General features: G+C 70.8%; 27 protein-coding genes. 11 read left to right on the forward strand and 16 right to left on the reverse strand.

Translation table 11 applies throughout. The features are described 5' to 3' along the window. Positions 1-102: 102 nt before the first annotated feature. Together EAO72_RS29005 and EAO72_RS29010 are read right to left on the reverse strand one after the other, a co-directional pair. On the reverse strand, positions 103-912 hold the full coding sequence (locus EAO72_RS29005; protein WP_148020110.1) for a DUF3558 family protein: 810 nt from the start codon (positions 910-912) through the stop codon (positions 103-105). 127 nt (positions 913-1,039) lie between these two features. Then, positions 1,040-1,927, reverse strand: coding sequence for a DUF3558 domain-containing protein (locus tag EAO72_RS29010; protein ID WP_148020111.1), 888 nt, complete (start codon positions 1,925-1,927; stop codon positions 1,040-1,042). Positions 1,928-2,097: 170 nt separating this feature from the next. On the opposite strand from EAO72_RS29010, the gene EAO72_RS29015 reads away from it, so the two are divergent. Next, positions 2,098-3,291, forward strand: a complete 1,194-nt coding sequence (locus EAO72_RS29015; protein ID WP_148020112.1) for an RtcB family protein — start codon at positions 2,098-2,100, stop codon at positions 3,289-3,291. Between the two features lie 45 nt (positions 3,292-3,336). On the opposite strand, the gene EAO72_RS29020 is transcribed toward EAO72_RS29015, so the two are convergent. From EAO72_RS29020 to EAO72_RS29030, 3 genes are all read right to left on the reverse strand, one after another. Further along, positions 3,337-4,221 (reverse strand): hypothetical protein, encoded by an 885-nt coding sequence (locus EAO72_RS29020; RefSeq protein WP_148020113.1) that lies wholly within the window; start codon positions 4,219-4,221, stop codon positions 3,337-3,339. Positions 4,222-4,379: 158 nt separating this feature from the next. Further along, positions 4,380-5,141 carry an SDR family NAD(P)-dependent oxidoreductase gene (locus tag EAO72_RS29025; protein ID WP_148020114.1) on the reverse strand — a complete coding sequence of 254 codons (762 nt, stop codon included), beginning with the start codon at positions 5,139-5,141 and terminating at the stop codon, positions 4,380-4,382. 54 nt (positions 5,142-5,195) lie between these two features. Beyond that, positions 5,196-5,531 carry a YnfA family protein gene (locus EAO72_RS29030; RefSeq protein WP_148020115.1) on the reverse strand — a complete coding sequence of 112 codons (336 nt, stop codon included), beginning with the start codon at positions 5,529-5,531 and terminating at the stop codon, positions 5,196-5,198. A gap of 88 nt (positions 5,532-5,619) precedes the next feature. On the opposite strand from EAO72_RS29030, the gene EAO72_RS29035 reads away from it, so the two are divergent. Together EAO72_RS29035 and EAO72_RS29040 are read left to right on the forward strand one after the other, a co-directional pair. After that, a complete protein-coding gene (locus EAO72_RS29035; protein ID WP_187285261.1) occupies positions 5,620-6,141 on the forward strand; it encodes a hypothetical protein in 522 nt (173 codons plus the stop codon). A gap of 42 nt (positions 6,142-6,183) precedes the next feature. Continuing rightward, complete coding sequence (locus EAO72_RS29040) at positions 6,184-6,672, forward strand: MarR family winged helix-turn-helix transcriptional regulator (protein WP_148020116.1); 489 nt, start codon at positions 6,184-6,186, stop codon at positions 6,670-6,672. Positions 6,673-6,686: 14 nt separating this feature from the next. Here the strand turns inward: EAO72_RS29040 and EAO72_RS29045 are convergent, their stop codons facing one another. The 5 genes from EAO72_RS29045 to EAO72_RS29065 all read right to left on the reverse strand — a co-directional run bounded on the left by EAO72_RS29045 (position 6,687) and on the right by EAO72_RS29065 (position 10,871). Further along, positions 6,687-7,442, reverse strand: coding sequence for a Mut7-C RNAse domain-containing protein (locus EAO72_RS29045; RefSeq protein ID WP_148020117.1), 756 nt, complete (start codon positions 7,440-7,442; stop codon positions 6,687-6,689). Between the two features lie 62 nt (positions 7,443-7,504). Then, entirely contained in the window at positions 7,505-8,344 is an 840-nt protein-coding gene (locus EAO72_RS29050) for an NAD(P)H-binding protein (RefSeq protein WP_148020118.1), read from the reverse strand. A gap of 303 nt (positions 8,345-8,647) precedes the next feature. Next, entirely contained in the window at positions 8,648-9,373 is a 726-nt protein-coding gene (locus EAO72_RS29055) for a hypothetical protein (RefSeq protein WP_148020119.1), read from the reverse strand. 113 nt (positions 9,374-9,486) lie between these two features. Then, on the reverse strand, positions 9,487-10,020 hold the full coding sequence (locus tag EAO72_RS29060; protein ID WP_148020120.1) for a GNAT family N-acetyltransferase: 534 nt from the start codon (positions 10,018-10,020) through the stop codon (positions 9,487-9,489). Between the two features lie 29 nt (positions 10,021-10,049). Next, a complete protein-coding gene (locus tag EAO72_RS29065; RefSeq protein WP_148020121.1) occupies positions 10,050-10,871 on the reverse strand; it encodes a helix-turn-helix domain-containing protein in 822 nt (273 codons plus the stop codon). A gap of 90 nt (positions 10,872-10,961) precedes the next feature. On the opposite strand from EAO72_RS29065, the gene EAO72_RS29070 reads away from it, so the two are divergent. Continuing rightward, on the forward strand, positions 10,962-11,534 hold the full coding sequence (locus EAO72_RS29070; protein ID WP_148020122.1) for a TIGR03086 family metal-binding protein: 573 nt from the start codon (positions 10,962-10,964) through the stop codon (positions 11,532-11,534). Here EAO72_RS29070 and EAO72_RS29075 read toward each other — a convergent pair. The 4 genes from EAO72_RS29075 to EAO72_RS29090 form a co-directional block, all read right to left on the reverse strand. Continuing rightward, positions 11,467-11,784, reverse strand: coding sequence for a hypothetical protein (locus tag EAO72_RS29075; RefSeq protein ID WP_148020123.1), 318 nt, complete (start codon positions 11,782-11,784; stop codon positions 11,467-11,469). The two genes, EAO72_RS29070 and EAO72_RS29075, sit on opposite strands and share 68 nt — an antisense overlap. A 170-nt stretch (positions 11,785-11,954) precedes the next feature. Continuing rightward, positions 11,955-12,506, reverse strand: coding sequence for a DUF3291 domain-containing protein (locus EAO72_RS29080; RefSeq protein WP_148020124.1), 552 nt, complete (start codon positions 12,504-12,506; stop codon positions 11,955-11,957). Between the two features lie 60 nt (positions 12,507-12,566). Beyond that, complete coding sequence (locus EAO72_RS29085; RefSeq protein ID WP_148020125.1) at positions 12,567-13,283, reverse strand: helix-turn-helix transcriptional regulator; 717 nt, start codon at positions 13,281-13,283, stop codon at positions 12,567-12,569. Positions 13,284-13,365: 82 nt separating this feature from the next. Beyond that, positions 13,366-13,803 carry a hypothetical protein gene (locus EAO72_RS29090; RefSeq protein WP_003968390.1) on the reverse strand — a complete coding sequence of 146 codons (438 nt, stop codon included), beginning with the start codon at positions 13,801-13,803 and terminating at the stop codon, positions 13,366-13,368. A gap of 279 nt (positions 13,804-14,082) precedes the next feature. Here EAO72_RS29090 and hemL point away from each other — a divergent pair, with 279 nt between their 5' ends. The 7 genes from hemL to ccsB all read left to right on the forward strand — a co-directional run bounded on the left by hemL (position 14,083) and on the right by ccsB (position 22,017). Next, positions 14,083-15,399: a glutamate-1-semialdehyde 2,1-aminomutase gene (hemL, locus tag EAO72_RS29095; RefSeq protein ID WP_148020126.1), complete on the forward strand. Its 1,317-nt coding sequence runs from the start codon at positions 14,083-14,085 to the stop codon at positions 15,397-15,399. Continuing rightward, positions 15,396-16,097 carry a histidine phosphatase family protein gene (locus EAO72_RS29100; RefSeq protein WP_148020127.1) on the forward strand — a complete coding sequence of 234 codons (702 nt, stop codon included), beginning with the start codon at positions 15,396-15,398 and terminating at the stop codon, positions 16,095-16,097. Before hemL ends, EAO72_RS29100 begins: the two co-directional genes overlap by 4 nt. A 339-nt stretch (positions 16,098-16,436) precedes the next feature. Then, positions 16,437-17,699 (forward strand): polysaccharide deacetylase family protein, encoded by a 1,263-nt coding sequence (locus EAO72_RS29105; RefSeq protein WP_148020128.1) that lies wholly within the window; start codon positions 16,437-16,439, stop codon positions 17,697-17,699. Positions 17,700-17,766: 67 nt separating this feature from the next. Continuing rightward, positions 17,767-18,375, forward strand: a complete 609-nt coding sequence (locus tag EAO72_RS29110; RefSeq protein ID WP_148020129.1) for a TlpA family protein disulfide reductase — start codon at positions 17,767-17,769, stop codon at positions 18,373-18,375. Between the two features lie 4 nt (positions 18,376-18,379). Beyond that, positions 18,380-19,141, forward strand: a complete 762-nt coding sequence (locus EAO72_RS29115) for a cytochrome c biogenesis CcdA family protein (RefSeq protein ID WP_148020130.1) — start codon at positions 18,380-18,382, stop codon at positions 19,139-19,141. 6 nt (positions 19,142-19,147) lie between these two features. Then, positions 19,148-20,938: a cytochrome c biogenesis protein ResB gene (gene resB / locus EAO72_RS29120; RefSeq protein WP_187285262.1), complete on the forward strand. Its 1,791-nt coding sequence runs from the start codon at positions 19,148-19,150 to the stop codon at positions 20,936-20,938. Beyond that, positions 20,935-22,017, forward strand: coding sequence for a c-type cytochrome biogenesis protein CcsB (ccsB, locus tag EAO72_RS29125; RefSeq protein WP_148020131.1), 1,083 nt, complete (start codon positions 20,935-20,937; stop codon positions 22,015-22,017). Before resB ends, ccsB begins: the two co-directional genes overlap by 4 nt. Positions 22,018-22,085: 68 nt before the next feature. Here ccsB and EAO72_RS29130 read toward each other — a convergent pair whose 3' ends face one another. Together EAO72_RS29130 and EAO72_RS29135 are read right to left on the reverse strand one after the other, a co-directional pair. Further along, the gene (locus EAO72_RS29130; RefSeq protein WP_148020132.1) at positions 22,086-23,651 is read right to left on the reverse strand and encodes an ABC transporter substrate-binding protein; all 1,566 of its coding nucleotides are present in this window, start codon (positions 23,649-23,651) and stop codon (positions 22,086-22,088) included. Then, positions 23,644-25,764: a hypothetical protein gene (locus tag EAO72_RS29135; RefSeq protein WP_148020133.1), complete on the reverse strand. Its 2,121-nt coding sequence runs from the start codon at positions 25,762-25,764 to the stop codon at positions 23,644-23,646. The genes EAO72_RS29130 and EAO72_RS29135 overlap by 8 nt, the downstream gene beginning before the upstream one ends. Positions 25,765-25,771: the final 7 nt, after the last annotated feature.

Genomic DNA, 25,771 nt, shown 5'->3' on the forward strand with positions numbered 1-25,771 from the left:
GCACAGCCTGGCACATGCCGGAGCCTGCTGTTGCGCGGGGAGGGGCGAAGCCCGGTTCCCGGGCGAGGACCGGGCTTCGTCGCAGGGGAGGGCCGGGGGCGGTCAGCCCGTCTTCGTGGCGGAGGCGGAGGCCTTGGCGGAGGCCTTGGCCGAGGCGGACCCGGAGGGCTTCGGCGAGCCGCTCGGCTGTCCGGCGTCGTTGGCGGCGGCCACCGAGGCGACGGCCTCCTTGGCGGCCTTCTCGGCACCCTTCAGGATGTCCGCGGCGGACGGGGTCTTTGCGCCCGCGTAGCCCGCACCGTTGTAGTTGACGGTGACGACGACGTTGCCCGTACGGGCGATGACCGTGACGTACTTGAAGTCCTCACCCGTCTTGGTGAGGTCGTACGTGACCTTGGTGGCCTCTTCGCCGATCGAGCCGGCCGGGGCCGGGGCGGTGGCGAGCTTCTTCGCACCCTCGGCCGCCTGGGCCTTGGCGACCTGCTTCGTGTAGTCCGCCTGGGCGCGGTCCGCTCCGCTGCCCAGGGACTGGTCGGAGGCGAAGCGGGTGAAGCCGACGTCGAGCCAGCGGTACTGGGAGCCCTTGACGCCGTTGTCGTCGAGGCCGTTCCAGGAGCAGCCGCCGCGCGCGGCGGTGTCGCTGGACTTGCCGCGCGTACCGCTCTTGTTCTTGGCCGAGGGGACCAGGGACTTGACCGTCTTCGTGGTGAGCGACTTGCACGGGTCGGGCAGCGCGGCGAACTTCGCCGGTGCGACGGCCGGTTCGGTCTTCGTCGCGTCCGGTGCGGCGGACGACGAGGAGGCGTCGTCCTTCTTCCCGTCGGAGTCCGACGAGCAGCCGGCGACGACGAGCATCACCGGGACGGCGGCGCAGGCGAGTATGCGGGTGAGTCGCGGGGCTGATCGGTGCATGGTTCCTTCACTCGGGTGGCACGGCGGTCGGGCGGGTGGTCCGGAGGGCCACGGTACGACGGACGGGTCCCGGACGCCGCCTCGGCCGGGAGTCCCGGAGGGCGGCCCGTGGCGGCCGGGGGCGGGGTTACTCGCTGAGTCCGTTGACCAGCTTCTCGCCCAGGGCCTGGGCCTTCTCCTGCAGTTCCTTGCTGTCGGGGACCTCGGTGGAGAGGGCCGGCTGCGCGGTGTACCGGATGGTGACGATGACGTTCGATGTGCGGAATACCACGCTCACCGTGCGCTGCTGTGCGGCGGAACCTGCCGGAGTGAGCAGATCGTCCAGAAACGCGCTGTCCCCGAGTGTGTCGAGGACGCGGGGCCGGAGGTTCTCGGCGGGGCTGCCCGCCGTGCCGCCGTCCGCGGCGTCCTCCGTGCCGCCGGCCGCGTCGCCGCTGCCCGTACCACCGTCCGCGTCGGCGCCCGGGCTGCTCTCCGGGCCGGTGCCGGCGCCCGGCGTCGCGTCCGTCTTCCCCGGAGGCGAGCCCTCGGACGAGACCGGGGCCTTCCCCGTCTCCTTCTCCGTGCCGTCGGACGGCACGGAGGCCGAGGGGAGGTCCGCGGCCTCCTCCTTCTTCGCGTACACCTCGCGGGCGCGGTCGTCGTCGCTCACGGCCGGGTCGTACGAGACGACACGCTCGAAGTCGAGGGTGACGCTGCGGGAGGCGTCGGCGGCCTCGGACTTCCAGCTGCAGCCGACACGACGGTCCGTGTCGAACGTTCCGGCGGGCGTGCCCTCGTACACCTGCTCCTGCTGGACCTCGGGCAGTTGCGCGGCGCCCGGCAGCAGGTCCTTCAGCGTGGCGAGCGGGATGGCGCGGCAGGCCTCGGGCAGGGTGCGGTACTTGCCCGGGGGCGCGGCGGAGGCGGACAGGGTGCCGGGCTTGCTGTCGGTGGCGGATGCGTCGCCTTCGGTGCCGGCACTGCAGCCGGCGACGAGTGCCACGATCAGCACGGCGCCGGGTACGTACGCCATTCGTCGCACGGTCCTGGGCTCCCTTCGCGCGAAAAACGGTTGCCGCTCGATGGCGGCCGATGGACACAATGTGTATCGCACGCGCCGCCGTGAATGCCGGTCGACCGACTCATTTGCCGACCTTGGCACCGGTTTTGCGCTTTCAGTCTTTTCGGGGGAATCGAGGGGTTATGTCGTATGTAGAGGTACCGGGCGCGAAGGTCCCCATCCGTATGTGGGCCGATCCGGCCTCGGTCGAGGACGTCGCCATGCAGCAGCTGCGCAACGTCGCCACCCTGCCATGGATCAAGGGCCTGGCCGTGATGCCGGACGTCCACTTCGGCAAGGGCGCCACGGTCGGCTCGGTGATCGCGATGCACGGAGCGGTCTGCCCGGCGGCGGTGGGCGTGGACATCGGCTGCGGCATGTCCGCGGTCAAGACCTCGCTGACCGCCAACGACCTGCCCGGGGACCTGTCCCCGCTCCGGTCGAGGATCGAGGAGGCCATTCCGGTGGGCCGGGGGATGCACACCGACCCGGTCGACCCGGACCGGCTGCGGGACCTCGCGGCGACCGGCTGGGACGACTTCTGGGGACGGTTCGACGGGGTGGCCGACGCGGTCAAATTCCGTCAGGAACGTGCCACGAAGCAGATGGGAACGCTCGGCGGGGGAAACCACCACATCGAGGTCTCGCTGGACGAGGTCGGCGCCGTGTGGCTGACGCTGCACTCCGGGTCGCGTGCCATCGGCAAGGAACTCGCCGACTTCCACATCGGCCAGGCGCAGCGGTTGGCGCACAACCAGGGTCTGGTCGACCGTGACCTGGCTGTCTTCCTCGCAGACACCCCGCAGATGGCTGCCTACCGCAACGACCTCTTCTGGGCGCAGGAGTACGCGAAGCACAACCGCGCGACGATGATGGCGCTCCTGAAGGGCGTGGTGCGCAAGGAGTTCAAGAAGGCGAGCGTGGCCTTCGCCCAGGAAGTCAGCTGTCACCACAACTACGTGGCAGAGGAGCGGTACGGGGGTATGGACCTGCTGGTCACCCGTAAGGGGGCGATTCGGGCGGGCAGCGGTGAGCTGGGGATCATTCCGGGCTCCATGGGCACGGCCACGTACATCGTGAAGGGCCTCGGCAACGAGAAGGCGTTCAATTCCGCCTCGCATGGGGCGGGCCGTCGAATGAGCCGTAACGCGGCCAAGAAGCGGTTCTCGACACGCGACTTGGAGGAGCAGACACGGGGCGTGGAGTGCCGCAAGGACTCCGGAGTCGTGGACGAGATCCCGGGCGCGTACAAGCCGATCGAGCAGGTCATGCAGCGGCAGCGCGACCTGGTCGAGGTGGTTGCGAAGCTGAAGCAGGTCATCTGCGTGAAGGGCTGAAGCGTGGGTGGAGGCCGCCTCGGGCGGCCTCCACCCACGCTTGGGCTACTGGCTGGGCGTCGCGTCAGCGGGTGGGGAGACCTGGCCGGATTTCAGCCGCCACAGCCGCACCGAGCAACTGGCCTCGCTCCGGTCGAGTTCAGGCGCCGCAGCGGCGGCGCTGTCCAGCCGGATGAGGACTTCGTCCTCCCAGGGCTTCCAACGCCGGTTCTTCCCGCGGGGCTTCACCCCAGGAGGGCGCTGCCAGGCGAAGACGGCTCCGGCAGCCTCCTGTTTGCGGCGCAGCGCCAGGCAGTCGGGGTAGTAGAGGTGTTCGGCCAGGCGTACGGCGGCTTCCATGGTGTACATGACGTTGTAGATGCCGTCACGAGCGTTGCGTTTGATGTAGCGCTGAGCCCCGGTCACCTGCTTCGCGTAGAAGCAGAGGAAGGCCCCCACGGCTGTGCTGGCCGTGGTCAGGGAAATGAAGGGGAATCCCTGGCCGGTGATGCCCACCGAGCCGTCGGCGTCGATGACTCCGCGAAGATAGTCGCGGGCTGAGAAGTCCACCCGGGGTGGTGTAATGCGCCGCGACTTGTGCCCGTAGGGGATCCCCAGCTCATTGATCAAGGACCTGGCATCCAGGGAGCAGACGGACCAGATCGCCGAGTGGTGACGGTCGGAGAAGTTAGTGGCCCGGATGCGCTCGGTGATGCTGCTGTTGTACGGCGTCAGCCGCTGGAACTCACGGAGAATCGCGACATCTCGCACGTTGATTTCGACGGTCAGGCGCCCCTTTTGGCCGGATCCGGCGGAGAGATGGCCGTCTGCTTGGACGAAACCGAACATATAGCTGTACTCGGGATCGGTGAGGTCCATGAACCCTGTTGAGCGAGGAACGAGATCGCTGACTTCGAAGAGTGCGGGCGCGTTAAGGTCGTGCTCAGCCACGGGAAGCCTCAGTTCCTTGGTGGTGAGGCTCTCGGCCGGGACTGTAATCCCGGTCGAGGGCCGTCCGGCATGAAGGTGTGACCGAGCGTATGCGGGGCGGGCGATGCCGCTTCGAGTGATCGAAGAGATTCGCCCGGAAGGGTGATACGTGACGTTCGTCAGACCGTGCGGTGGACCTTCGAGTTGGAGGCCTGGGCGCGGGGGCGGACCACCAGGAGGTCGATGTTCACGTGGCTGGGGCGGGTGATGGCCCAGGTGATCGTGTCGGCCACGTCGTCCGCGGTGAGCGGGGCGTCGACGCCGGCGTAGACCTTGGCGGCCTTCTCCGTGTCGCCGCGGAAGCGGGTGGTGGCGAACTCCTCCGTCTTGACCATGCCCGGGGCGACCTCGATGACGCGGACCGGGGTGCCGACGATCTCCAGGCGGAGGGTCTCCGCCAGGACGTGCTCGCCGTGCTTGGCGGCCACGTAGCCGCCGCCGCCCTCGTACGTGGAGAGACCGGCGGTGGAGGAGAGGATGACCACCGTGCCGTTGCCGCTCGCGGTGAGGGCCGGGAGCAGGGCCTGGGTGACGTTGAGCGTGCCGATGACGTTGGTCTCGTACATCTGACGCCAGTCCGCCGGGTCGCCGGTGGCCACGGGGTCGGCCCCGAGCGCGCCGCCCGCGTTGTTGACGAGGACGGCGAGGGTGCGGAACGCGGTGGCGAACTCGTCGACCGCGGCGCGGTCGGTGACGTCCAGGGCGTAGGCCGTGGCCTCGTGGCCCGCCTCGGTGATCTCGGCGGCGAGCGCCTCGATGCGGTCCTTGCGGCGGGCGGTCAGCACCACGCGGAAGCCGGCTGCCGCCAGCTGCCGGGCGGTCGCGGCGCCGATGCCGCTGCTCGCTCCGGTGATGACGGCGATGGGGGATGCGGCGGCCATGGCGGGCTCCTCGGACAGCTGATCGGTACGGGCCCAGGATAGGCAGGGACGCGGTCAGTGGTTGCGGGGGGCGTACATGATCACGGCCATGCCGGCCAGGCAGATCAGTGCGCCCGTGACGTCCCAGCGGTCGGGGCGGTAGCCGTCGGCGGCCATGCCCCAGGCGATCGACCCCACGACGAAGACCCCGCCGTACGCGGCGAGCACCCGCCCGAACTCGCCGTCGGGCTGGAGTGTGGCGACGAAGCCGTAGGTGGCCAGAGCGATGACGCCCCCGCCGATCCAGGCCCAGCCGCGGTGTTCCCGGACTCCTTGCCACACGAGCCAGGCGCCGCCGATCTCGAAGAGGGCGGCGACGACGAAGAGGGCGAGGGAGCGGATCACGGACATGGGGGAAGGGTGCCATGGCCGCGGATCCGAGACGCGCCGAACAAGTGGGTAAATATGGATAATTCGTGATGATCTGTATCTTCAGGGCATGGTAGTGACGCGTAAGGCTCTGCTGGGGGTGGCCGCCGCGGCGGCGATGGCGTCGACGGTGGCGCTGGGTGCGGCCGGGACGGCCGCGGCCGTCGGTGCGCCCTTCGGTACGCCTCCGGCGCGGAACGTCGCGCCGGAGGCGGATGTTTCGCACCACGGGCATGTCTCGCTGTGGGGGTCCGGGCTCGGGATCTTTCTGCGCAGCGAGAACCGCGGGCCGGCGGATCTGGACGGAGCGACCGTGCGGCTGCGGATCTCCGTACCGCTGGCGGGCCGCCAGCGGCTGCCGCAGGAGTGCCTGCGGGCCGACCGGACGACCGTGCTGTGCCGGACGGGCGCATTGCACGCGGACGGCTCCGAGCAGCGGCAGCTCGCCCTCGAACTCCGGCTCGCGGGCCGGCCGGCCGAGGTGGTCGTGCGGATCGACACCGTGTGGAACGGCGGGGCGACGGACCGGGACGCGAAGAACAGCGAACACGAGGTGCTGGCTCTCGCCACCGGGGACGAGTACGTGTTCTGAGCGGTGAGGGCCGGGGCGGTGTCTGCTCCGTACACTCTCTGCATGCCGCAGAAGTCATCCGCTCCCCGGCGCAGCGCCCTGCTGGCCGAGCTGGCCGTCACCTCGCGCCGCTACATGGCCTCGTACGCGCTGTTCAACCAGGCCGTGGCCGACCATCTGGGCCTCCATCCCACGGACCTCCAGTGCCTCAACCTGCTCGGTCTGGAGGCCGGGCCCGTCACCACGGGCCGCGTCGCGGAGCTCACCGGGCTCACCACCGGCTCGGCGACCCGGCTCGTCGACCGGCTGGAGCGGGCCGGGTATGTGACCCGCGCGCGGGACACGGCGGACCGGCGGCGGGTGCTGGTCACGACGGTTCCGGAACGGATGGTGGAGTTCGGTGCGGTCTGGGAGCGGCTGAACGGTGGCTGGGCGGCGCTGTTCGACACGTATGACGACAGCGAGGTCGCCTTCCTCATCGCTCATATGCGGCGGACCGTGGAGCTGAGCGCCGCGCAGGTCGGGAAGCTGCGCGACGGCGACGCACCCTGACGCGGGGCGCGGAATCAGGTGCCCGACGGTCCGGGGCCGGTCAGGGCACTGCCGAAGTCGCGGACGGCTTCGTCGACGATCGCCTCCAGGCGGGCGTGGTGGGCGCCGCGCCAGTAGACCCGGCCGCACTCCGTGCACTGCGCGAAGACGTCGTAGGACTTCTGTGTTCCGTGCTCCAGTTGCCCGCTGACGGAGTCCTTGTCGGCCGCCGCCAGCGGCCCGTTGCACGCCGTGCACCGCGTCCACGGGGCGAGGTCCGGCGCGAACCGTTCCAGCACGTCCCGCAGCTGCTCCTCGGGGCGGTCGCTGTAGACGTACGCCCCGGCCCAGATCTCCCGCCGGTGCAGCAGTCCGCGGTCCCGGGAGAGCAGGACCCGCCGCTCCTTCGCGGAGCGGGTGGCCAGTGCGGGGTCGCCGATGTCCTCGCTCTCGTACGCCGCGTCGACCCCGAGCAGCCGCAGCCGCCGAGCGAGGGTGCCGAGGTGGACGTCGAGGAGGAAGCGCAGGGGTGCGCCCGGTACCTGCTGTGGGCGCCGGACGGCCCGGACCTCGACCTGTTCGCCCGTCGCGGGGATGTGTGACACGGGCACGGGGTTTCCGTCGACGAGGAGTTGGCCGGCCTCGGTGAGCGGGACGCCGAGCGACTCCACCACGTGGCCGAGGGTCGACGAGCCGTCGGTGGTCACGGCGGTCCGGCCGCGGCGGCGTTCGTGCGCGACGAAGACGCGTAGCTCGGGGGCGACTTCGAGGTGGATCTCGGGTCCGTTCACCTGGTCAGGATGCCATTGGGGCGGGGGGCGCAGCCACGGGATTCGGTCGGGTCGCGTGGGCGTCAGGCGCGGAAGGCGGCGGCGTGGCCGGCGGCCCACGCCGTGAACGTACGGGCCGGACGGCCGGTCAGTTTCTCCGTCTCTCCGGTGACTTCGGCGGCGGAGCCGTCCGTGGCGGCCCAGTAGTCGAGCAGCCCCTCGGCGATCTCCTCGGGCATGTAGGGGGAGACGGCGGCCTTCCAGTCGGCCCTGGTCACGGTGCGGACGGTGACGGGGCTGCCGGACGCGGCGGCCAGGATCTCGACCTGTTCGGCCGCGGTGAGGGATTCGGGGCCGGTCAGGTGGTACGCCGAGCCCTGGAGCCGTGCGTCGGTGAGGACGGCGAGCGCCGCCTCGGCGATGTCGGCCTCGTCGATGGGGCTGGTGCCGCTGTTCGGGTACGGCAGTTCGACGGGGCGGCCCGACCGGATGGCTTCCGACCACTGGTGGGCGTTGCCCGCGAAGGTGCCGGGGCGCAGCAGGGTCGCGGTGAGGGGCGAGGCGGTCAGCGCCTGCTCCACGGCGTGGGGGGAGGCGGCGATCGGGTGGGAGCCGGCGTCCGGGTCGAGGACCCAGCTGGAGGAGAGCAGGGCGATGTGCGCGACGCCGGCGGTCTGCGCGGCGGCGAGGAACTCGGTGATGTGGGACGGCTCGGCGTAGAGGAAGACGGAGTCGACGCCCTTCAGGGCGGCCGGGAAGGTGCTGGGGTCGCCGAGGTCGCAGGCTACGGACGGGATCCCGGCGGGCAGGTCAAGGCCGTCCGGGTTGCGGGATCCGGCGCGCACGGCGTGGCCGCCCGCGTGCAGGAGCGAGACGAGCGCGGAGCCGACGCGGCCGCGGCTGCCGGTGACGAGGGTGAGCATGGTGAGGGAGCTCCAAGGAGGAAGGACGGGAGGCGGGTGCCGTGCGGCACCACCGCGTCAACTGTGCCACACATTTGCTGTGCGGCGCAGATAAATATGCGGCGCGAAGCAAATGTGTGGCACAGTTGACGCGGTGGTGCCGCACGGCACCCGCCTCCCGTCCTTCCTCCTTGGAGCTCCCTCACCATGCTCACCCTCGTCACCGGCAGCCGCGGCCGCGTCGATTCCGCCCCTGACCGAAAGGCGGCCCCATGGCCACGGCGGCCCTTCTCTGTATCGGACTGGCGCAACTCGCCCTGGCGGTCATGGCTTTCGGGGCCGGCCGGGGATCCGGGCCGGGCGCCGGATGGTGGATCGGCATCCTGGGGTGCGGCCTCGCCTATGACTCGCTCGTCGTGGCAGCCGGGCGCCGGCCGTGCGGGGGTCCCGGAGCGCGGCCACCAGGCCGGCGAGCATCAGCGCCTCTCCCGCGTTCCCGAGAAGCGGTACGGAGAAGGCGAACGCGGACGCGACGAACACGGCGCCCGCGCCGAGGGCGGTCCATCGCACCGCGTCCCGGACCCAGGCCCGCACTCCGATCCCGAGCAGCACCAGGATGCAGAACACGGCGGCCACGGGTGCGCCGTGGTCCCCGGCGGCGACGTACCTCAGGGTGCCCGCCCAGCGGCGCGGTTCCAGGGTGAGCCCGGGCAGTGTGAGCAGTGCGCCGGCCACGGCCGACGCCCCGGCCACCAGCCAGGCTGTCGTCAGGGTCCGCGGTCGGGGTCCGAGCAGCAGCGTTCCGCAGACGATCACGACCGGGGTCAGCACGGCGTGGACGACGAACCGGCCCACGTTCAGCGTTTCCAGCGCCACCCCCTCGCCCACGGCCGCCCCGGCCGCCACGACGAGCGAGTCATAGGCGAGGCCGCACCCCAGGATGCCGATCCACCATCCGGCGCCCGGCCCGGATCCCCGGCCGGCCCCGAAAGCCATGACCGCCAGGGCGAGTTGCGCCAGTCCGATACAGAGAAGGGCCGCCGTGGCCATGGGGCCGCCTTTCGGTCAGGGGCGGAATACCGGCGCCCGTTCCCGGGAGGCCGAGCGTATGCCCGGTTCGCCTGGCGGAACAGTGTTTCCCCTGAACCGGCATGCCTTACGCCCTACCGCCGTTCCGGATGGAGGTCCAGCCGCCAGTCGTTGGTCAGCAGCGGGTGTCCCGGCGGGTACTCGATCTCGCACTCGCCCCTCAGCAGGAACCCCGCCCTGCGGCACACCCCGTTCGACGCGGCGTTGTCCACGGACGGGTAGGCGTGCAGATAACGGTGTCTGCGCGCGGCGCGCGCCTGCGCGGCCACGGCCGCCGTCGCGGCCGACGCGATGCCCCGGCCCTGGAACTCCGGGAGAACGGCCCACCCCGTCTCGTACACCTCCCGGCCCTGCCAGGTGCGCTCCCAGAAGCCGATGGTGCCCACGGCGTCGGCCTCTGCGGGCAGCGCGATGCGGTACATCCTGCCGCGGCCCTCCCGGTCCGCACTCAGGGCCACGTAGCGGCCATGACGCGCGATGAGCTGCTCCGGGGACTCGGGGCCGCCCAGATGGTCCATCAGCTCCGGTGCGTTGGCACGGCGGAGCAGTTCCAGGTCGCTGTCCGACCAGGGCTCGATCCGTACGGATGGTGCTTCGGCGCGCTCCATCTCTGCACTGTAGGACGGGGCACTGACATTCAGAGGGCACCCAGCACGGTCGGCGGGACGCCGACCGTCGCGGTGAAGTCCCTGACCAGGTGCGCCTGGTCGCTGTAGCCGAGATCCGCGGCGAGTCCCGCCCAGTCCACCGCCGGGTCCGACTCGGCGCGTTCCAGCGCCTCGTGGATGCGGTAGCGCAGGATGACCCACTTGGGGCCGACGCCCACGTACGTGGCGAAGAGCCGTTGCAGCGACCGCACCGACAGTCCCTCGGACCGGGCCAGTTCACCGACGCGGCGGACCGTGCGGTCGGTGCGTACGAGGTCGACCAGGGCCATCGCCCGCTCGGCCTGCGGATCCGGCCGGGGGCCGAGTGCCAGCAGGTACGCGTCGAGCGCCGCGACCCGTGCGTCCTCCTGCCCGGGGTCCAGTACGGCCGACGGCGGGGCGGGCGGCGTGAAGACCTCGGCGGCCGGGACCCGGCGGCCCGTCCAGTCGGACACCGGGCGGTCCGGTGCGAACGGCCGGAAGCCGCCCGGCCGGAACTGCACACCGCAGACCCGGCCCCGCCCCTCCAGCTTCTGCGTGAAGAGCTCCAGGCCGATGCCCGAGACCTCCGCGAACCCGGCGTCCTCGTCCCCGCAGCCCGCGTACCGCTCGAAGACCAGGTTGACGCTGGGGTGCGGGACCAGATGGGAGGCGTACGGCTCGCGCAGATCCCAGTCGATCAGCCAGTAGTGCTCCAGGTACGGGCGCAGCGCGGGGGCGGGCTCGCGGCGGCGGAAGCGTACGTGGGTGAACAGCTCGGGGGCGGCGACGATGCCCCGGGTGTCGCGTCGGGGACCTCGGGAGCCGGACATGGTTCCCGATCCTAGGACCCGGCCCGTGTTCGTGTCCCGGCTGTCGCGTTTGTTCAAGACGCCGGACGTCGCCGGACGCAGGGTCGGAGCATGAAGAAGATCAGTGAATTGCTGGACGCGGCGGCCGGCGGCGCGCTGCCGGTGGTCCGGGGGATCGACGACAGCCGGCTGGCGGACCCCACGCCGTGCGCGGAGTACGACGTACGGGCCCTGGTCAGCCACCTCTCGCAGGTGATCGGCAACTTCACCGCGCTCGCGGCGAAGCGGGACGCGGAGTTCGGTGAGACCCCGGACGCGGTCACCGGGGACTGGCGGGAACGTTTCGGCGAGGAGACGGCCGCGCTGGTCGCGGCGTGGGCGGCGCCGGGCGCGGAGGAGGGGACCACGGGCGCCATGGGGTTCCCCGCGCGGACGGTCGGACACATGGTGCTCGGTGATCTGACGGTGCACGCGTGGGACCTGGCACGGGCCACCGGCCAGGGGTTCGAACCGGACGCGGACGTGGTGGACGAGCTCGGCCCCGTCATGGCGGCGATGGCTCCGAAGGCCCGCGAGGCGAAGGTGTTCGGCGAGCCCTTCCCCGTACCGGACGGGGCTAGCCCCTTTGCGCGGGTGCTGGCGCTGACCGGTCGTGATCCGGGCTGGCAGCCGCCCCGGGCGTGACGCCGGTGGCCGGAACGCGCGTGTCCGCCGCCGTCGGGCCGTCGTAGAGCGTGCCGAGCGTCGCGTAGGCGCCGTCCACGATCTGCTCGGCGTCCACGAGCATCGCGCGCTCGGCGAGCCGGGCGGCCTGGTGGGTGTACGGGGACGGCGGCGCCGGGTGCCGGCGCCGCCACCAGGTATCGCATGCCGCGTAGATGCCGGAGGCGAAGACCAGCACGGGGATGGACAGGGCCAGCAGAATGTCGCCCATGGCAGGCCTCCTTCAGTGTCGATGCCTCCTGCATCGGCAGGTTCGGCAGGTCTACTGAAGATCATTCTTCGGCCAATGAATGGCCGGATACGGCTGGCTGGCGAACACCCTTCGTGCAGGTCACCGCAGGGGGTGACGCCGGCTGGACCGTGTGTTCGGCGGCGGCCCGCTCAGCGGGGTGCGTGTTCGGCGGGCGTGCGTTCAGTGGGCGTGTGTTCCGTGCGGGACGGGGTGCCCTGGCGGGCGTGCGCGGCTTCGGCGGGGGAGCCGGACGGCGGCGGGTGCGGCGCCCGGAAGGTGAAGGCCTCGGGTCCTTCGCCCTGCTCGCGGATCAGGGCGATACGGCTCATCGCCTCCGCCATGCCCGGGCGGTGCCCCGCGGGGACCCACCACAGCGCGACGGAGACGTCGGCGAGGCGCTCGAACCAGTCACGGCGGCGCGCGAGCACCTTGAGGTGGTCACTGCGGTACGTGTAGTTCCGCAGTGCCTCGACCGATTCCCAGACCGAGCAGTTGATCAGAAGCAGGTCGTCGTCGTGCTCGGGGCGCAGGTTCGTCGCGTCGGCTCCGCTGTCGTCGACCATGCGCCAGACGAAACCGGGGGCCTGGTCGGCGACGGCGTTGATCTCCTGGAGCTGGGCGACGAAGCCGGCCAGCTGGGGGCTGTCGAGTGGGGCAAGCATGCGCCCGACGTTGACTTGGGCAAGGTGGAAGTCGCTCACGGGGGCAAGCATGCCCGGGTGAACCTTCTAAAGTCAACGAATGCTGTTTTTAGACTTCGGCTACGGTTCCGTGTGCGGCGTCGGTGCGGCTGCGGCGACTTCCGGTTCGGCGCCCGGCCCCGTCCCCTTCGCGGTTTCGAGCGCGACGCAGCACCCGTGCGGAAGGGGGTCCATCGCCGCGCTCCAGTCCCGGCCGCCGGGCAGCCCCTTGAGCAGGCCCTCGATTCCTGCCAGGTTCATCCCGCAGACCAGGGCGGGGAACTGATCGGCCAGCGCATGGAAGGGGCAGTTGTTCAGCCGGAGCGTCCCCTCGTCCCAGAACGGCTCGTAACCGCGCGCCCGCAGGACCTCGACCGGATCCGCGTCGCACCCCGGGGCACCGCCCGAGGCCTCCCCGGCAGCCCTGGCCGCCGCCTGCAGTTCCCCGTCGAGCCCGGCCCGCTCCACCACCTCGGCCAGCAGCCGGCTCGCCGAGTCGTAGGAGCGGGGCGGCACCGACACCGTGCGCTCGCCGTCGGCCCTCCGGTACAGCTTCGAGGGCCGCCCGGACCCCGGGCCGCTGCGCCCCGAAAGCCGCCGGAAGCACACCTCCAGCAGGCCGGCCTCGACCAGCTTGTCCAGGTGGAACGCGGCCAGCGAACGGGAGATCCCGACCGCCTCGGCCGCGGCGTCCCGGCCCACCTCGCCCGGCGTCCCCGAGACGTGCCGGTACAGTCCGCGTCGCACCGGGTCCCCCAGTGCGACCAAGGCCTCCAGGGCGTCATCCTCGCTGCTCACGGCGCAATTCTATAACTAACGGCGATTGACGAAGGGGTGACTTCGACGGGCCCGCTCACGCGGGTCGCTCCGCAGGCGCGGGTCAGGGCCAGACCAGGCAGTACGCCTGATGCCCCGCGTCGTGGAGGCGGTGGCTGAAGTCCTGCCACTCGTGCAGCAGCTGATAGACGTTGAACGCGTCGCGCGGGCCGCCGCGGTCCGGGACCGTCGACCAGATGAAGGCCGCGGCACCCACGGACTCCTCGCCGACGCCGCGCAGCGGGTCCACGACCGTCATGGGGAGCTTGACCACCGCGTAGTCGGGGTGCAGCACAACCAGCTCCAGCGGCGGGACCTTGTGCAGGGGTATGCCCTGTATGCCGGTGAGGACCATCGCGGCGACCGTCTCCGGCTTGATCTTGGTGAACATGCCGCCCATGCCCAGCTCGTCGCCGCCGAGCTCCTCGGGCCGCATGGAAATGGGCACACGTGCGGCAGTCGCGCCGTCCGGGGCCCCGAAATACTTGTAGGTCACCCCCATCCCGCCACTGCTCCTGCTTCCGGCTCCGACCTGCGCACCGCCGGCCTGTATGCCCTGCTTGCGCTCAGCCTCGCGCCGGTGCCGACCCCGCCGGGCAGGCTCGGGCCCCAGGTCGTCGGTGCCTTCGCCCACTTCGCCACCGCGATGCATATCTCATCCACCCGACTACTAACTAGGAGACACAGCCCCCGCCGCGCAACCCGATCATCGTGTCAGTGACCTCCCCCGCGAACGTCCGGTGAAACACCCGTCCGCAAGACCGTCCGTGGCTCTGACACCATGGCATGTGTGAGCTTTCCTTATAGCGCCCCAGTTTCGCAGACGCTTTTCGACCGCGCGTCCCTCGTGACGCCCGGTGGCGTGAACTCTCCCGTACGTGCCTTCCGGGCCGTGGGCGGTACGCCCCGCTTCATGGTCTCCGGTACCGGTCCGTACCTCACCGATGCCGACGGTCGTGAGTACGTCGACCTCGTGTGCTCGTGGGGGCCGATGATTCTCGGCCATTCCCACCCCGCTGTCATCGCCGCCGTCCAGGAGGCCGTCGCCCGCGGCACCTCCTTCGGTACGCCCGGCGAGGGCGAGGTCGCGCTCGCCGAGGAGATCGTGGCCCGGGTCGAGCCCGTGGAGCAGGTACGGCTCGTGTCGTCCGGCACCGAGGCGACCATGTCCGCGATCCGCCTCGCCCGTGGCTTCACCGGCCGGGCGAAGATCGTGAAGTTCGCCGGTTGCTACCACGGCCACGTCGACGCGCTCCTCGCCGCCGCCGGGTCCGGGCTTGCGACCTTCGGGCTGCCGGACACGCCGGGGGTCACCGGCGCCCAGGCCGGCGACACGATCGTGCTGCCGTACAACGACCTGGAGGCCGTGCGGGCCGCCTTCGCCGCGCAGCCCGGAGAGATCGCCTGTGTGATCACCGAGGCGTCGCCGGGCAACATGGGCGTCGTGCCACCGCTGGACGGTTTCAACGCGGGGCTGAAGGAGATCTGCGCCGCCAATGGTGCGCTGTACATCTCGGACGAGGTCATGACCGGGTTCCGTACGTCGAAGGCCGGCTGGTTCGGCGTCGACGGGGTGCGGCCCGACCTGATGACGTTCGGCAAGGTCATGGGCGGCGGCTTCCCGGCCGCGGCGTTCGGCGGCCGCGCCGACGTGATGGCGCACCTGGCCCCCGTCGGCCCCGTCTACCAGGCGGGCACCCTCTCCGGTAACCCGGTCGCGACCGCCGCCGGTCTCGCCCAGCTGCGCCTGCTGGACGATGCCGCGTACGCGAAGGTCGACGCGGTCTCCGCGGAGATCCGGGGGCTGGTGAGCCAGGCCCTCGACAAGGAGGGGGTCGCGCACACCGTGCAGGCCGCGAGCAACATGTTCTCCGTCTTCTTCACGGACGGTCCGGTCCGCACGTACGACGACGCCAAGCGGCAGGAAGCCTTCCGCTTCACCGCGTTCTTCCACTCGATGCTGGCGCAGGGTGTCTACCTCCCGCCGTCCGCGTTCGAGTCGTGGTTCGTCTCCACCGCCCATGACAGCCGGGCCGTCGAGCGGATCGCCGCCGCGCTGCCCGCCGCAGCCCGCGCCGCATCGGAGGCCACCGCATGAGCGAGACCAGCAGCAACGCCGGACGCAGGGACATCACCGTCGTCCACCTGATGCGCCACGGAGAGGTGCACAACCCGGAGGGCGTGCTGTACGGGCGCCGCCCCGGCTACCACCTCTCCGAGCTCGGCCGGCAGATGGCCGACCGGGTCGCCGAACACCTGGACAAGCGCGACATCACGCATGTCGTCGCCTCCCCGCTGGAGCGGGCCCAGGAGACGGCGACGCCGATCGCCAAGACGCACGGCCTGGACCTCGCCACCGACGAGCGGCTCATCGAGGCCGCCAACGTCTTCGAGGGCAAGACCTTCGGCGTGGGCGACGGGGCGCTGCGCAAGCCGGACAACTGGAAGCACCTGACGAACCCGTTCCGGCCGTCGTGGGGTGAGCCGTACATCGAGCAGGTCGTACGGATGATGGGCGCCCTGGACGCGGCGCGTGACGCGGCGCGCGGTCACGAGGCGGTGTGCGTCAGCCACCAGCTGCCGATCTGGATCGTCCGCAGCTTCGTGGAGCGGCGGCGGCTGTGGCACGACCCGCGCAAGCGCCAGTGCACGCTCGCCTCGCTGACCAGCTTCACGTACCAGGGCGACAAGATCGTGTCGGTCGGGTACGCGGAGCCGGCCCGGGATCTGGTGCCGGCGCATCTGCTGGCGGGGGCGAAGCCGGTGAAGGGGGCGTCGAAGGGGTTCGGCGCGTAGCCGGCCGTTGGCCGGGGGTCTCTCGGTTCGGGCCCGCCCCGGTTCGGCCGGTGGGCGGGCCCGGGTGCGACCTGGTGACCGTTTTGTCCTCAAACGCCGGACGGGCTTGATTGGCCCGCTGATCATTTCGTGGGCCGACCGGGCGGAATTCTGCCGTCCGGGGTTTCGGCCTGCCGTGTTTCGGGCGGTTTCGGAGTCGATCTTGCGTTCGGTCATGGCTGGGGTCTGGTTCCGCAAAGAATTGTGTGCTAATTCGAGGAACCCCCGTGTTGCTTCACCCATCTAAGCCTTTGCCAGTTTGTATGGACTTGAGGCAAAACGACCGCAGATGGGAACAGCATGCGCGACATCAGCCGAAGGGGTTTGCTCGGAGCCGGTCTTGGGGCCGCGGCCGCCATCGGGGTGGCGGGCTGCAGTTCCTCCGGCGGGTCCGATACGGGTGGGGCGGGCCCGGACAAGGGCGCCAAGGGCGAGAAGGGGGCCGACGGCGCGGTCAAGGGCAACGGGCCCGCGAAGAAGGACGTCCGCGCCATCGGTGACGGTTCCACCGCGGACACCGGGAAGCAGCCGCACCAGCCGTCCGCCCCCGTGCCGCTCGAACCCGGGCAGAAGCCGCCGCAGTTCGTGATCTTCTCCTGGGACGGCGCCGGCGAGGTCGGCAACGGGCTGTTCCCGCGTTTCCTGGAACTCGCCAGGGAACACGACGCGAAGATGACCTTCTTCCTCTCGGGGCTGTATCTGCTGCCCGAATCGAAGAAAACCCTCTACCGTCCGCCCAACAACCCCATCGGCGCCTCCGACATCGGTTATCTCACCGACGGGCACATCAAGGAGACGCTGAAGGGCGTGCGCGAGGCCTGGCTCGACGGCCACGAGATCGGCACGCACTTCAACGGGCATTTCTGCGGCGGCTCCGGATCGGTGGGAAACTGGTCGCCCTCCCAGTGGCAGAGCGAAATCGATCAGTCGATCTCCTTCGTCACCGAATGGCGCACCAACACCGGCTGGACCGACCTCGATCCGCTGCCTTTCGATTACCGCAAGGAACTGGTCGGCGGCCGTACCCCCTGTCTGCTCGGACAGGACAATCTGCTGCCCACCGCGAAGAAACTGGGCTGGCGCTACGACGCCAGTTCGCCCGGCGGCACCCAGGTGTGGCCCACCAAGCGCATGGACGTCTGGGACCTGCCGCTCCAGGGCATCCCGTTCCCCGGGCACAGCTTCGAGGTCCTCTCCATGGACTACAACATCCTGGCCAACCAGTCGCAGAATTCGACCAAGGGAATGCCGTCCCGGTATCCGGGCTGGCGGAACCAGGCCACCCAGTCGTACCTCAGCGGTTTCCAGCGCGCGTACGAGACGAACCGTGCGCCGTTCTACATCGGAAACCACTTCGAGGAGTGGAACGGCGGCATCTATATGGATGCGGTCGAGGACGCGCTCAAGCACATCGCGGGGAAGCCGGATGTGCGCCTCGTCTCCTTCCGGCAGTTCGTCGACTGGCTCGACGTCCAGGACCCGGCGGTGCTCGCGAAGCTTCGTACGCTGGAGGTCGGTCAGGCCCCCGAAGGCGGCTGGAACGCGTTCTTTAAACAAGCCTGACAACGGGCTTTACGGGCACCGAGGGGGGTGCCCAAGATCCCCGGAACCGCCATGCGAAACTTTTCACATGAGCTATGGCCGCGCATCCCGACGCCGCTTCACCCTGCTCGCCGCCCCCGCGGCGGCCGTCGCGCTGGCACTGACGCTGAGCGCGTGCAGTTCGGACAGCGAGACCGGTGGCGGCGGCGACACGAACTTCGTCACCGGCAACGGCGGGATCTCGACCGCGGCCAAGGGCGAGCGGGCCGAGGCGCCGAAGATCGACGGCAAGAGCCTGGACGGCGAGAAGCTCGACCTCGCCGACTACAAGGGCAAGGTCATCGTCCTCAACGCCTGGGGCTCGTGGTGCGCCCCGTGCAGACTGGAATCCAAGTACTTCAACAAGGTGGCCAAGGAGACGAAGGACCAGGGCGTCCAGTTCGTCGGGGTCAACACCCGCGACCCGGAACCGGCCCAGGCCATCAGCTTCGAGAAGGACTTCGGGGTCACCTACCCCAGCTTCTACGATCCGACCGGCAAGCTCCTGCTGCGGTTCCCCAAGGGAACCTTCAGGTTGCAGTCCATCCCGTCGACCGTCGTCATCGACCGGGAGGGCAAGCTGGCCGCCCGCGTCGTGGGACCGCTCGACGACACCAAGCTGCGCAAGATGCTCGACCCCCTGATCGCGGAGAAGTGATCAGGTGATCACGCTCGCCGCCGCCACGCAGAACGAGACGGTCCTGAGCGGGGCACTGCTGGTGGCCCTGCCCATCGCCCTGCTCGGCGGGCTCGTCTCCTTCTTCTCGCCGTGCGTCCTGCCGCTGGTGCCCGGCTACCTCAGTTACGTCACCGGGGTCAGCGGCGCCGACCTGGCGGACGCCCGGCGGGGGCGCATGGTCGCGGGCGCCTCGCTCTTCGTGGCCGGCTTCACCGCCGTGTTCGTCTCCGGCGGCGCGCTCTTCGGCTACTTCGGCGACACGCTCCAGGCGAACAGCGGGCCGCTCACCAAGGTCCTCGGCGTGCTGATGATCCTCATGGGGGTCTTCTTCATGGGCCTGATGCCGTGGATGACGCAGCGCGAGTTCCGCATCCACAGGAAGCCGGTGACCGGCCTGGTGGGCGCCCCGCTGCTCGGAGCGCTCTTCGGGATCGGCTGGACGCCGTGCCTCGGCCCGACGCTGAGCTCGGTGAGCATGCTGGCGATGGACCAGGGCACCGCCGGACGCGGGGCGATACTGACCGTCGCGTACTGCGTCGGCCTCGGCCTGCCCTTCGTGCTCGCGGCCGTCGCCTTCCGCAAGGCGCTCGGCGCGTTCGGCTGGGTCAAGCGCCACTACGCCTGGGTCATGCGCATCGGCGGCGGCATGATGATCGTGACCGGGCTGCTGCTGCTGACCGGCGCGTGGGGCAGCATGATGCAGGAACTACAGGGCTGGTCCGCCGGCTTCACGGTGGGGATCTGAGTACCGATGAGCAACACCACGTCCGACCCGTCGTCCCAGGAGCGCGAGCGCCCCGATGAGCGGGAGGTGCGCGCCGAGCAGGACCGGGAGACCGCCCGGGAGCTCGGCGCCGCAGGCTCCCAGCTCTCCACCGCCCCCCGCGAGGAGGCCCTGGCGAGCCTTCCCGCCATGGGTGTCATCGGCTGGATCCGCTGGTTCTGGCGGCAGCTGACCTCCATGCGGGTCGCGCTGATCCTGCTCTTCCTGCTGTCGCTCGGCGCCATCCCCGGCTCGCTGATCCCCCAGAACAGCGTCGACGAACTCAAGGTGCAGACCTTCAAGGGGCTGCACACCACCGTCTCGCCGATCTACGAGAAGCTCCAGTTCTTCGACGTCTACAGCTCGGTGTGGTTCTCCGCGATCTACATCCTGCTGTTCGTCTCCCTCATCGGCTGCATCGTGCCGCGCACCGGCACGTTCATCGGCCAGCTGCGCAGCCGTCCGCCGCTTGCACCCAAGCGCCTGACCCGGCTGCCCGCGTACACCACCTGGCGCACCGAGGCGGAGCCCGCACAGGTCCACGAGGCCGCGCTCGCGATGATGCGCAGGCGCCGCTACCGGGCCCACGTCGACGGGGACGCGGTCGCCGCCGAGAAGGGCTATCTGCGCGAGGCCGGGAACCTGATGTTCCACATCGCGCTCATCGTGATGCTGGTGGCCTTCGCCTGGGGACAGCTCTTCAAGTCCGAGGGCGCCAAGCTCGTCGTCGAGGGAGACGGGTTCTCCAACACGATCACCCAGTACGACAACTTCAAGTCCGGCTCGCTCTTCGACAACGACGGGCTGGTCCCCTTCAGCTTCACCCTCGACGACTTCATCGGCACGTACGAGCGCAGCGGCCCGCAGGTCGGTACGCCCCGGACGTACGAGGCGCACGTGACGTACTCCGACGGCGCCTACGGCAAGCCGAAGAAGAAGGTCATCAAGGTCAACGAGCCGCTCGTCGTCGACGGTACGAAGGTCTATCTCAACGCCCACGGCTACGCGCCCGTCGTCTCCGTCAAGGACGGCAGGGGCAAGGAGGTCTACAAGGCCGCCGTGCCGCTGCTGCCGCTGGACAACAACGTCACCTCGTCCGGTGCGATCAAGGTGATGGACGGCTACCGCGACAAGAACGGCAAGAAGGACCAGCTCGGCTTCCAGGCCTTCTTCGTGCCGACCTTCGCCGGCAGCGGCAAGGGCACGATGTTCTCGCAGTTCCCCGCCGCCGACATGCCGGTCCTGGCGCTCAACGGCTTCCACGGCTCGCTCGGCGTCGACTCCGGACTGGCGCAGAACGTCTACCAGCTCGACAAGTCGAAGATGAAGGAGTTCAAGGACTCCAAGGGCGAGCAGCTCAAGCAGCGGCTGCTGGTCGGCGAGACGATGAAGCTGCCCGACGGGGCCGGCTCCATCACCTTCGAGGGCCTCCAGGAGTGGGCGAGCTTCCAGATCTCGGAGCAGCCCGCCAGCGGATGGGCGCTCACCGGAGCCATCGGCGCGATCGCCGGACTGGCGGGCTCGCTGTTCATCCAGCGCCGCCGGGTCTGGATCCGTGCCGTACGCGGCGCCGACGGCGTCACCGTCGTCGAAATGGCAGGGCTCGGCCGCAGCGAGTCCGCGAAGCTTCCCGAGGAGCTGGCCGATCTCGCGGTCACGCTCAACGCCGTCGCGCCCACGGCGCCCGGCCCAGACACCGACCCCGACACCGATCCGGATTCCGGCACCCACGTCGTCGCCGCGTCCTCCGCAGAACCTTCCGAAGGGGCTGAGAAGTGAATCTCGCCGCCGCAACCAACGAGAACCTGGCACATACCAGCAATGTGCTGATCTATTCGTCGATGGCCGTCTACACCCTGGCCTTCTTCGCACACATCGCGGAGTGGGTGTTCGGGTCCCGCAGCAAGGTCGGCCGCACCGCCGCCTCACTGACGACCGAGCAGGCCGCCGCCGCCGGCACGGTGAAGGTCCAGGTCGCGCAGAAGGGCGGCACCGCCGTCCTGGAGCGGCCGAAGATCGTCACCCGGTCCGCGGCCGGATCGCGCGACGTCCCGGACGGTCCCGGCGCCGCGGGCGGCACCTTCAAGGGCGACCTCTACGGGCGGATCGCGGTCTCCATGACCGTGCTCGCCTTCCTGATCCAGGCGGGCGGGGTCATCGCCCGCGCGCTGTCCGTGCAGCGCGCCCCCTGGGGCAACATGTACGAGTTCTCCATCACGTTCTCCACGGTGGCGGTCGGCGCGTACCTGGCCCTGCTGGCCCTGAAGAAGAACGTCCGCTGGATGGGCCTGATCCTGATCACGGCCGTCCTGCTGGATCTCGGCCTCGCGACCACGGTGCTCTACACCTCCAGCGACCAGCTGGTGCCCGCACTGCACTCGTACTGGCTGTGGATCCACGTCTCCACCGCCATCATCTGCGGCGCCGTGTTCTTCATCGGCGGCATCGGCACGCTCATCTACCTCTTCCGCGACAGCTACGAGAGCAAGCTCGCCAACGGGCAGGAGCCCGGCGCGTTCGCCCACTCCGTGCTCTCCCGGATGCCGTCCGCGTCGAGCCTCGACAAGTTCTCGTACCGGATCAACGCGGCGGTCTTCCCGCTGTGGACGTTCACGATCATCGCGGGCGCGATCTGGGCCGGTGACGCCTGGGGCCGCTACTGGGGCTGGGACCCGAAGGAGGTCTGGTCCTTCATCACCTGGGTCGCGTACGCCTGCTATCTGCACGCCCGCGCGACGGCCGGCTGGAAGGGCCGCAAGGCCGCCTACCTGGCGCTGATCGCGTTCGGCTGCTGGATCTTCAACTACTACGGCGTCAACATCTTCGTCACCGGCAAGCACTCCTACGCCGGCGTCTGAGCCGCCCGCACCGCACGGCTGCCCGTCCCCGCTCCGGCGGGGGCGGGCAGCCGTTTCGTTCTCCGGGGTCAGGGCGCCGACGAGGGCGGCAGGCACTGCTCCTTCGGCGGCGCGCCCTCCGGCCACGCCAGCGCCGAGAACCGCTGGTGCGGCGGGTCCGGCGCCAGCTCCACCACCGGTACGGCCTTGTTGTACGGGTTGCCGTGGTTGTCCAGGCAGATCCAGCCGCTGGCCCCCCGCACCCGCAGCGACCCCTTCACCCGGGGCCACTGGCCGCCCACGTCCGCCAGGTCCGGCAGTTCCTTCCCGTCCGTGGTCGCCCGCCGGATCCCCGCCACCGCCAGCGTCATCGCGTCATGGGCGATGATCAGCTGGCCGTCCGTCAGGTCGTCGTGCGCGGTCGGACCGATCGGGCCGGCCGGCTTCTTCGCCAGCTCGGCCAGCAGACCCGTGAACGCCCGGTAGTCCTGTGCCGAACCACCGGTCGGCTGCTTCTTGCCGGCCGCCACCGCGGGCCAGGCGTCCGGATGCGCCAGCGAGGCGTAGCGGACCGTCACCTTGCGCCGCAGCGCGTCGCGGTCGAGCTTCTTGTCGTCGCCCAGATAGGAGCCCTCGTCCCCGGTGAGGACCGTGAACCGGCGGCTCTGACAGCCGCGCGCCCCCAGCGCGTTGACGAACTGGCGCAGCTGTACGTGGCGCCCGGCGAAGAACACCGTGTCCGCGTCGGTGTCGCAGATGAGATGGGTGATCTGCTCGAACGTGTTGGCCGTGGTCCCCTCGTCGTACGGGTCCTCCCGCGAGGTGAACAGCTCCGGTTCGTACTTCGAGCCCTTCAGCAGGGTGCTGAACGCCGACTTCAGGGTGTCCGTGTAGTGGTCGCCGCTGCGGGTGTCCTGCACCAGCAGCGCCTTGTCCGCCTCGACCTCGCCGAACGAGGCGAGGGCGCGGGCCTCGTCCCGGTTGGTGGGGGACACCCGGGCGAGGCCCGGGAACGGGTCGCCGGAGGGGCCGTTGGCGATGTCGTCGGCGGTGATCGTGGAGCCCACGACCGGAATCCCGGCCCCGGTCAGCTCCTTCACGGCCTCCTTGGCCTGCGTACTGCTGATCGCGACCCCGGACACCGCGCGCAGCCGGTGCGGGGCTCCCGTCATCGTCAGCAGCCGGTCCACCACCGGACGCCACCGCAGGTTGTTGCTCCCGGTGTTGGCGAGCACCACCCGGATCTGCGGAACCTGCCCGTTCGCCCGGTGGTTGGACCGGTACTGCGCGGCGAACGCGCCCTGGAGCTCGTGCAGCACCTTCGTCCGCATGGACGTGTCGGTCGAGGTCAGCGGGAGCAGCAGCGCGACGGTCGCGTACCCGCCCGCCTTCAGTGAGCTGTTCTCGCGGCCGATCGCCGCGGCGACCTCGGTCAGCTGTGACTGCCCGAAGTCGTAGCCGTCCCCGGACACCCCGACGCACTCGTCGCTGCCCTGCGGCCGGGAGACCCCCGTCGCGCAGGACCGGTCCTCGGGCTCGGTCAGCCGGTCCGCCCCGTACCAGCCGGCCGTGACCAGCAGGGCGCCCACGACGACCGAGGTGATGATCTTCTGCCGGGTGGTCCACCACAGCCGGTACCGCAGCGGGTTACGCATCCGGGCCACCGCCCCCCGGACCCGGCTGCCCGGCCCGGGCGGGCACGGGCGCGCCCGGCGGCATGGACAGGGCCCGCCAGTCCCGCAGATCGCGCGGCCAGTGCGTCGCCGCGTCCCAGAGCACCGCGTGCCCCGTGGGATGCCTGCCGGACAGCTGCCGCAGCTCGTGCGCCATCTTGTCGATCACCTCTTCGTCGGGCAGGGCCAGCGGATCGGACAGCAGCCAGACGGCGTGGAGCAGCCGCCGCAGCTGCAACTGGAGTTCGACGGCCCGCTCGTCGAGCCCGGCGAGCGCGTCCCGTTGCTCGTCGGAGGCCGCCGCCCGGCCCAGCGCGACGGCCCGCCGCGGATCGGGGCCCGTGCTGCCGGGCGGGCGGGGGCAGGGGGCCGAGGCGATGAAGCGCAGCGCGCCGAGCCAGCTCAGCACGTCGGGCCGGGCGAACTGCACCCGCAGATGCGTCACACAGTCCTCCGCCGCGCCCAGCACCAGCTCCTGGTGCAGCCGGTGCGGTTCGCTCGGGCAGCTGCCCCCGGCGGCGTACGCCGAACGCAGCGTCTCGTGCACCGCGCGCCACGCCGCGTAGTACGGCGGGTCGTCGTCCTGGAACCGCAGCCGGTGCAGGAGCAGCGACCGCAGCAGCGGATCGGCGACGAAGTGCTCCGGCCCCACCGGCCAGTCCTCGGACCGCAGCGCGTCCCGTACCCGCAGCGCCACATCGCCGTCCAGGGACTCCCCGCGCAGCCGGGTGGTGGCCAGCAGGCGGGCCGAGTCCTCGCCGTGCGCGGCGGCCAGCACGCTCAGTACGTCCGGGCGCTGTCCGGGCAGCAGCCGCTCCAGCAGTTCGTCGGCGACCCGGACCGGCGGCCGGTCCTCCCGCAGCTCCACCGTGCGCTCCAGCAGCGACCCCGGCACCAGGTCGCCCGGGTCCGGTGACTCGCCCGCCGCCTGCGCCAGCAACGCCACCCCCAGCGGCCGGCCGCCCGTCAGCCGGTGGACGCCGCGCGCCAGCCCGGCCGGGGTGCGGCCGTGCGGATCGTGCCGGTCGAGCGCGGAGCGCACATGGGCGGCGTCCAGCGGGGTGAGGCCGACGGCCAGGATCCCGGACGTCACCTCCGTGCCGCGGACCCAGTGCGAGGCGTGCGCGACCTCGGGCAGCCTTCGGCGCACCGCGTGGCTCAGGCCCGCGTGGTCGTGGACGCGCGAGGACGCGAACACGGCGATCTGGTCGCGCACACCGCCCGCGCGCTGCCGGAGCAGGGGTTCGACGAGTTGCCGGCCCAGCGGGGTGTGGGCGTTGTCCAGGAGCAGGACCGGGCGGCCGCGCCGGGCGCCGCGCGCCATTCCCCGGTAGGCCCGGACCAGGTCCTCGACCAGGGCCAGCACCAGGTGGTCCTCGGCGCGGCGACGCAGATCGCCGCCGCGTTCGAAGTCGACCGCGAGCTGCCGCAGGCCGATGCGCCCGTTGCCGCCCGCGTGCGGGTAGGTGCCGTACCAGTCCGCCGAGCGCCGCTGGAAGCGGCTGAACGTCTCTTCCAGGACCGTTTCCACGGTCGCCTCGGCGACCATGCCGGCCATCGGCGCCATCGAGTCGAACGCCCCGGCCGCGAGCTTCGTCAGGACCTTGGTGACCCAGCCCGTCGCGGTGTCGGCCCGGGTGTCGAGCGTCGCCAGCACGGGGCCGAGTGACTGGAGGTCGCGCTGGGCCCGGGACTCGTCCTCCCGCCGCCAGGACACCGAGGCCACCGCGACCAGGCCCAGGCCGAGCCGGGGGAACTGCACCGGGCGGGCCGCGTGCACCCGCGCCGTGAGTTGGGTGGCCAGTTCGGGAAGCACGCCCGTGACGGGTGTCCAGCCGGGTCCCGGGTCCGCGGGCGGCCGTACGGCCTCGCAGTCCACCAGGGCGACCGGGGTGATCTCCCGGTACAGGCTGCGCAGTTGCTTGAGCACGGCCGTCTTGCCCATGCCCCGGCCGCCGGTCAGCACCGCGACGGGCGGGTCGTCACCGTGTTCGCAGGTGACCCGCCGCGAACCGTGGGGAGTGAGACCGGTCAGCCGCGCCGCAAGTCCGTCGTCACCGAAAATTGCCTCGCGCCCGTACAGGTCTCGCTCCACAGCACCC

This window comes from Streptomyces sp. OR43, from assembly GCF_008042275.1.
In the GTDB taxonomy this organism is placed as follows: Bacteria; Actinomycetota; Actinomycetes; order Streptomycetales; family Streptomycetaceae; genus Streptomyces.

Bases quoted from the DNA above. Each gene is read 5' to 3' on its own strand.
- EAO72_RS29130 (WP_148020132.1), bottom strand. From the start codon at position 23,651: ATGCGTAACCCGCTGCGGTACCGGCTGTGGTGGACCACCCGGCAGAAG.
- EAO72_RS29100 (WP_148020127.1), top strand. From the start codon at position 15,396: ATGAGCGAGACCAGCAGCAACGCCGGACGCAGGGACATCACCGTCGTC.
- resB (WP_187285262.1), top strand. From the start codon at position 19,148: ATGAGCAACACCACGTCCGACCCGTCGTCCCAGGAGCGCGAGCGCCCC.
- hemL (WP_148020126.1), top strand. From the start codon at position 14,083: ATGGCATGTGTGAGCTTTCCTTATAGCGCCCCAGTTTCGCAGACGCTT.
- EAO72_RS29005 (WP_148020110.1), bottom strand. From the start codon at position 912: ATGCACCGATCAGCCCCGCGACTCACCCGCATACTCGCCTGCGCCGCC.
- EAO72_RS29055 (WP_148020119.1), bottom strand. From the start codon at position 9,373: ATGGCCACGGCGGCCCTTCTCTGTATCGGACTGGCGCAACTCGCCCTG.
- EAO72_RS29015 (WP_148020112.1), top strand. From the start codon at position 2,098: ATGTCGTATGTAGAGGTACCGGGCGCGAAGGTCCCCATCCGTATGTGG.
- EAO72_RS29040 (WP_148020116.1), top strand. From the start codon at position 6,184: ATGCCGCAGAAGTCATCCGCTCCCCGGCGCAGCGCCCTGCTGGCCGAG.
- EAO72_RS29035 (WP_187285261.1), top strand. From the start codon at position 5,620: ATGGTAGTGACGCGTAAGGCTCTGCTGGGGGTGGCCGCCGCGGCGGCG.
- EAO72_RS29010 (WP_148020111.1), bottom strand. From the start codon at position 1,927: ATGGCGTACGTACCCGGCGCCGTGCTGATCGTGGCACTCGTCGCCGGC.
- EAO72_RS29105 (WP_148020128.1), top strand. From the start codon at position 16,437: ATGCGCGACATCAGCCGAAGGGGTTTGCTCGGAGCCGGTCTTGGGGCC.
- EAO72_RS29065 (WP_148020121.1), bottom strand. From the start codon at position 10,871: ATGTCCGGCTCCCGAGGTCCCCGACGCGACACCCGGGGCATCGTCGCC.
- EAO72_RS29050 (WP_148020118.1), bottom strand. From the start codon at position 8,344: ATGCTCACCCTCGTCACCGGCAGCCGCGGCCGCGTCGGCTCCGCGCTC.
- EAO72_RS29070 (WP_148020122.1), top strand. From the start codon at position 10,962: ATGAAGAAGATCAGTGAATTGCTGGACGCGGCGGCCGGCGGCGCGCTG.
- EAO72_RS29060 (WP_148020120.1), bottom strand. From the start codon at position 10,020: ATGGAGCGCGCCGAAGCACCATCCGTACGGATCGAGCCCTGGTCGGAC.
- EAO72_RS29075 (WP_148020123.1), bottom strand. From the start codon at position 11,784: ATGGGCGACATTCTGCTGGCCCTGTCCATCCCCGTGCTGGTCTTCGCC.
- EAO72_RS29110 (WP_148020129.1), top strand. From the start codon at position 17,767: ATGAGCTATGGCCGCGCATCCCGACGCCGCTTCACCCTGCTCGCCGCC.
- EAO72_RS29090 (WP_003968390.1), bottom strand. From the start codon at position 13,803: ATGGGGGTGACCTACAAGTATTTCGGGGCCCCGGACGGCGCGACTGCC.
- EAO72_RS29030 (WP_148020115.1), bottom strand. From the start codon at position 5,531: ATGTCCGTGATCCGCTCCCTCGCCCTCTTCGTCGTCGCCGCCCTCTTC.
- EAO72_RS29025 (WP_148020114.1), bottom strand. From the start codon at position 5,141: ATGGCCGCCGCATCCCCCATCGCCGTCATCACCGGAGCGAGCAGCGGC.